The sequence below is a fragment of the Pseudoalteromonas sp. S3260 genome (assembly GCF_005886925.1).
Taxonomy (GTDB): Bacteria; Pseudomonadota; Gammaproteobacteria; order Enterobacterales; family Alteromonadaceae; genus Pseudoalteromonas; species Pseudoalteromonas tetraodonis.
Window position 1 is genome coordinate 1 of record NZ_PNCV01000165.1, and the last position, 5,483, is coordinate 5,483.

The 5,483-nt window shown below is 39.1% G+C and carries 6 protein-coding genes; 4 read left to right on the forward strand and 2 right to left on the reverse strand.

Going from position 1 to position 5,483, the window contains the following annotated elements; translation table 11 throughout:
• From CWC14_RS19840 to fliD, 3 genes are all read left to right on the forward strand, one after another.
• Positions 1 to 474, forward strand: a 474-nt coding sequence (locus tag CWC14_RS19840; protein WP_283957455.1) for a flagellin, incomplete at its 5' end; no start/stop codon positions are given.
• A gap of 151 nt (positions 475 to 625) precedes the next feature.
• Positions 626 to 1,048 carry a flagellar protein FlaG gene (locus tag CWC14_RS17635; protein WP_033104070.1) on the forward strand — a complete coding sequence of 141 codons (423 nt, stop codon included), beginning with the start codon at positions 626 to 628 and terminating at the stop codon, positions 1,046 to 1,048.
• A gap of 52 nt (positions 1,049 to 1,100) precedes the next feature.
• Positions 1,101 to 2,540, forward strand: a complete 1,440-nt coding sequence (gene fliD, locus CWC14_RS17640) for a flagellar filament capping protein FliD (protein ID WP_138564190.1) — start codon at positions 1,101 to 1,103, stop codon at positions 2,538 to 2,540.
• Between the two features lie 108 nt (positions 2,541 to 2,648).
• Here fliD and CWC14_RS17645 read toward each other — a convergent pair whose 3' ends face one another.
• Both CWC14_RS17645 and fliS read right to left on the reverse strand, forming a co-directional pair.
• Complete coding sequence (locus CWC14_RS17645) at positions 2,649 to 2,945, reverse strand: hypothetical protein (RefSeq protein ID WP_069438718.1); 297 nt, start codon at positions 2,943 to 2,945, stop codon at positions 2,649 to 2,651.
• Positions 2,946 to 2,950: 5 nt separating this feature from the next.
• On the reverse strand, positions 2,951 to 3,352 hold the full coding sequence (fliS, locus tag CWC14_RS17650) for a flagellar export chaperone FliS (protein ID WP_138564192.1): 402 nt from the start codon (positions 3,350 to 3,352) through the stop codon (positions 2,951 to 2,953).
• Between the two features lie 416 nt (positions 3,353 to 3,768).
• On the opposite strand from fliS, the gene CWC14_RS17655 reads away from it, so the two are divergent.
• On the forward strand, positions 3,769 to 5,205 hold the full coding sequence (locus CWC14_RS17655) for a sigma-54 dependent transcriptional regulator (RefSeq protein WP_138564194.1): 1,437 nt from the start codon (positions 3,769 to 3,771) through the stop codon (positions 5,203 to 5,205).
• Positions 5,206 to 5,483 lie beyond the last annotated feature (278 nt).

Consider the following 5,483-nt stretch of genomic DNA (forward strand, 5'->3'; position numbering starts at 1 on the left):
TTTACTGATAGCGCTTCGACTGCGACCAGCTTGGATGAAACAACTCCAACAGATTCAGCGACAGCTTCAGCTACAACGGAAGTCATAACTTTATCTTCAAAAGCTGATTTTACTGTAACTGATGGCTCTGCTAGTGCTGTTACTGTTGTAGCCACAGGCGATACTGTTCAAGATATTGATTTAACAACAGAGTTAGGTTCACAAAGTGCAATTGATATAATTGATGATGCGCTAGCACAAATAGATAGCCAACGTGCCGATTTAGGTGCGGTTCAAAACCGTTTTGGCCATACAATCAGTAACCTTTCGAATATTCAAGAAAACGTATCAGCATCACGTAGCCGTATTCAAGATACTGACTTTGCGACTGAAACAGCTAACATGACGAAGAACCAAATCTTGCAACAGGCAGGTACGTCAATCTTGTCGCAAGCGAATCAGTTACCACAAGCAGCACTTAGCTTATTAGGTTAATAAGTTAAAGTAATAGCTTAATGGTTAGCTAGCTAGTACATAAAGTCAGTATTAGTTTTACAAAAAAGGAGGTGGCTTTAGCTACCTCCTTTTGTGGTTTAAGGGTTTTAATTGAGCTATTGTTTAATTAACTAATAAATAGGAATCTGTTATGAATACCATTAATTCCAATGCAGAAGTTACATTACCAACTCCGCTTGCGGGTGAAGATAAAGTAGTTGGTCAAGCGGCTAGTTCGCTAACCGAACGCGCTGTTGACGATGTAAAGCAAGCTGATACACAAAATCAGCAACGATTACAGCAAAATCAATACGAAAAAAATAATCAAGAAGTAACTGCTCAGCCGTTAGAGCGTGAACAGCTAGAAAAAATGGCGCAGCAATTGCAGGAGTTTATGGGTGAAATGAACCGTAGCTTACAGTTTCAGGTAGACGAGGACTCTGGCCGCGATGTAATTAAAGTGCTAGATAAAGACACTGGCGATATTATTAAACAATATCCATCGGAAGAGGTGTTAAATTTAGTGTCTAAGTTATCTGAAACTGCGGGCTTATTGATAGATCACACTGTATAGCGCCTAAATGGTGGCTTAATTTTTCATTTAAATAGTTATTAAAGAGGGTAATATGGCTATTTCGTTTACAGGGTTAGGCTCAGGCTTACAAGTATCAGAAATTGTAGGTGCATTGGTAAATGCCGAAAAAGCGCCTTTTGAATCACGTTTAAATAGAAAAGAAGCTAACTTAACTACCGATATTTCCGCTGTGGGTGCACTTAAGGCGGCACTTGTAAAAGTGCAAGAATCTATGACCGCGCTTGGCAAGGTCGATAACTACCAAAAGCGCACAGCATCGGGTAATGATGATTTTATATCTCTTAGCTCAAACAAAGACGCCGAGCCAGGCAGTTATAATGTAAAAGTTGATGCACTGGCACAAGCCCATAAGTTATCGTCTCCTGCATTTGCTGCCGATGAGGCGATTGGTGGTGGTGTGATTACTATTAGCTCTGGAGATAACAGTTTTTCGACTGTGCTGTCGCCTACTAATACACTGGAAGATTTAAGAGACCAAATAAATAACGGCCCATACACTGGCTCTGACTCTAATGACTCTGTGGTAGCAACGATAGTAACCAGTGATGCAGGTCAACATTTGGTTTTAACCAGTAAACAAACCGGTGAAGAAAACGCCATTACCATTACCGTACAAGATAGCGATGGTAACAATACCGATGTAGGCGGGCTCTCTCGCTTAGCCTATGACGTGTCTGATGCGGCCCCTGCAAACCATACGACTAATTTAACTGAGGTAAATGCGGCGCAAAATGCTCACATAACCATTGATGGTACTTTAATTACTTCAAGTAGTACGAACGAGTTTAAAAGTGTTATTGATGGCGTAGATATTACGGCTAAAAAAACCCAAGGTATTGATGATGACGTAAGTACATTAACAGTAAAAGAAAACAACAATAATATTAAAGCTGGACTTGATGGGTTTGTTAAAAGTTACAATGAGCTGTTAGAGCTAAGTAAGAATTTAGGTAAATCTGGCGAGGATGGCGCTGGCGTAATGGCGGGTGATTCTCTGCTACGTGGTGTTATGTCAAAGTTAAGGCAAGAAATTACCAACAGTGTTGACTTGGGCGATGGTAACTCTTTATCGCTATCGCAGTTGGGTGTTGAAGCCGACAGATACGGTAAGTTAAGCTTAGATAGCGAACGCTTAGACGAGCAAGTAAAAAATGATGTTGATTTAGTGCAGCAGTTTTTTGTAGGTAAAAATACTGACGAAGGTGGTTTTGCCCAATCGTTTGATGAGTTAATGAACTTTTATACTAAGTCAGATGGTTTAATTCAAAACAGAATAGAAAGTAAAGAAGGGCAGCTGCGCGATATTGATGACGAGCGCGTGTCGTTTGCGCGTAAAATGGAGTCACTAGAGTCGCGCTTGTACGCGCAGTACAATAGTATGGATTTATTGGTGGCAGGCTTAAATTCAACCAGTAGCTATATTCAAGCGCAGTTAGACAATATGCCAGGTGTGGTAAGGCAGTCTAAATAATATGTATTATTGATTTAAAAAGGCCGCTAAGTATTTAACTTAGCGGCCTTTTTATTGTGTGCCACTTAGTGTGCTTGGTGATGGTATGCTAAGGGTTGGTTTTTACTGTTAAGTCGACTTATAAGCGTTTATGGCTTTATCCGACTTTTTATGTTTGAGTATCGCATTAAACGACTCTACTTTTTGGTTTTCTGCGGTTGCTAAAATCATATTAATTTGCGTTTGCAGTACACTTAACTCATCAACACTTGGCGGTGAGGTACTTTCGCACCAATTTACTAAGTGTTTATTTAATAACTCAAGCGAATTAGCAGCACCATCGGCCCTGTTGCTATTAACTTGAGCTTGAAGCTCGCAGAGTAATTGTTTAATTTGCTCTGCGGCTTGTGTTGACTTTTTTGGCATAGTTATTAAATAGCCGGCATACGTTGGTCGGCAGGAATACCCTCCCAACCCTCTTTAATTTCTTTAACAATACCCGAAACCTCTGTAAGTGCTTCAACATCATTGTTGATATTTGCTTGTACTAAGCGGCGTTGGCAGTAATCATATAATGCCAATAAGTTGTTAGAAATGCTTGGGTCTTGCTCTACTTCTAAGTTTAAAGAGTCTTGCAAGGCACCAAATAACAAAATACAGGCTGATATGTTTTCACCTTTTTTAGCTATTTCTTTGCGCTCAATAAACCCTTTTGTAGCTGCTAAACGGCCGATAATATTACTAAATATAAGGTTTATTTGTTCGTAAGGAGTCATTTCGGCAATGCTACTAGCGCGAACTTGACCGTATTTTTTTACTGAGATGTGAGCCATGGAAAATCCTAAAATTTAAAGCAATAAAATTATGTGAAAGCTATTATAAAAACTTATATAAAAAATCAATATAGCTTTTATACTTCTATAAGAATAAAGCAATATTAATGCCAAGCATTTTCGCTTATTTATGTATCGGCATTTATGGTCACAACTTAAGTAAACAATTTAAATTAATTATAAATATAATAATAATACAGGATGAACTTGCTTAATAAAGAGGGTGGCAGCATTTTGTTAACTAATTATTTTCATTCCAGTACTAATTACCTAGCCTTTAAGGGGTGGTATTTACTTGATGTGTCTGTTTTTTGGCGTTAATGTCAAAAAATCGCCGCTATTACTTGCATCAAAATCCAACTGGCTTACAATTTGATTAATAAAACAAATTAGTGAAATAAATGGCTCGCTAAAAAATGATCTTAATTTTAGATAATAATAATAATCGCTCTATTGGATTATATGCATCCCTTACTTTTATTGGTGAGGCGGTACAGTTGCAAACAGAAGCTGACTTTGAACAGGCATGTAGTCACTATCAAAATAAAGAATGTATTGTGGTATTAGGGGCGCTGCAATCTTTAGACCATGAAAGTTTAATTAAACGCTATCCGACTTTCCCTTTTTTACTCATTGGTGAAACGCTTAAACCGCTACTGAGTCTCGCTAATGTTGTGGGATTGATATGTGAGCCATTTACTCATGAAGTAACGACCCAGCTATTACATGACTGTCAGCAATATCAGCGCATGTTGCCTCACGAGCATAAACATAACAAAGAAAAAAGCACCTTTGATGGCCTTGTAGGTGAAACCAAAGCCGTAAAAGATTTACGCTTTTTAATTACTCAAGTTGCTAAAACCGATGCTAACGTACTTATTTTAGGAGAGTCGGGCACAGGTAAAGAAGTAGTTGCTCGTAACGTACATCTGCTTTCTAAGCGTAACAAAGGCCCATTTGTACCAGTAAACTGTGGGGCAATTCCTGCAGAGCTACTAGAAAGTGAACTATTTGGTCATGAAAAAGGCGCGTTTACTGGGGCTATTTCAGCACGAAAAGGCCGTTTTGAGTTAGCGCAAGGTGGCACGCTATTTTTAGATGAAATTGGTGATATGCCGCTGCAAATGCAGGTTAAGTTACTACGTGTACTACAAGAGCGTAGCTATGAGCGCGTTGGTGGTACCAAAGCGATTCAAGCTGATGTGCGTGTGATTGCTGCAACCCACCGTGACCTTGAAAGCATGATAGAAAAAGGCTCATTTAGAGAAGATTTATACTATCGCTTAAATGTTTTTCCTATTGAGAGTCCATCTCTTGCTCAACGCGCAGAAGACATCCCTTTGCTACTTAAAGAGCTAATGCGCCGCGTAAATGAGCAAAGCGGTACTACGGCTAAGTTTACAGAGCGTGCTATTGATAGTTTAAAAGAGCATTCTTGGCCGGGTAATATTCGTGAGCTGGCGAACCTTGTTGAACGCATGGTTATTATGTTTCCAGATAAGGTTGTGGATGTTCCTGATTTACCCAATAAATACCGCTACATTGAAGTTGAAGCCTATGAGCCACAGTACCCAGAAGAGCTGATGGAGCGTGATGCCTTTAATGATATTTTTAGTGGCGGATTTAGCGAAGATGAAATAGATCTAGAAGATGATTTTGTTCAGGCTGCACCTGGTTTATTGCCCGATGAAGGTATTGAGCTTAAAGAGTACTTAGCTGAGCTTGAAATTAACTTAATCACACAGGCATTAGAGCGCTTTGATTACGTTGTCGCCCGTGCTGCTGAAGTGTTAGGTGTAAGGCGAACCACTCTGGTCGAAAAAATGAAAAAATATAACCTGTCGAGAGATTGAGAGCTAAGTACAGGTATTAGGTATTAGGTATTAGGTATTAGGTATTAGGTATTGGGTATTAGGTATTAGGTATTGGGTATTAGGTATTAGATATTTGGTTAGAAAAACTAAACACCGGTAGTTACACTGAATCCGTTACCGGTTCTATTTTTTAGCAGGTTTACCCCACGTCTGCGTTGGGTGCCAACTTACTGTTTTTTGGGTAAATATAACAATTAAAGGGTTAAAACCAAAAAGCTTAAAGTTATGCTATTCGCTTAACCTTTAACCTTTAACCT

Excerpts from the sequence above, each read along its gene's own strand:
- CWC14_RS17635 (WP_033104070.1), top strand. The coding sequence starts at position 626 with ATGAATACCATTAATTCCAATGCAGAAGTTACATTACCAACTCCGCTT.
- fliD (WP_138564190.1), top strand. The coding sequence starts at position 1,101 with ATGGCTATTTCGTTTACAGGGTTAGGCTCAGGCTTACAAGTATCAGAA.
- CWC14_RS17645 (WP_069438718.1), bottom strand. The coding sequence starts at position 2,945 with ATGCCAAAAAAGTCAACACAAGCCGCAGAGCAAATTAAACAATTACTC.
- fliS (WP_138564192.1), bottom strand. The coding sequence starts at position 3,352 with ATGGCTCACATCTCAGTAAAAAAATACGGTCAAGTTCGCGCTAGTAGC.
- CWC14_RS17655 (WP_138564194.1), top strand. The coding sequence starts at position 3,769 with ATGATCTTAATTTTAGATAATAATAATAATCGCTCTATTGGATTATAT.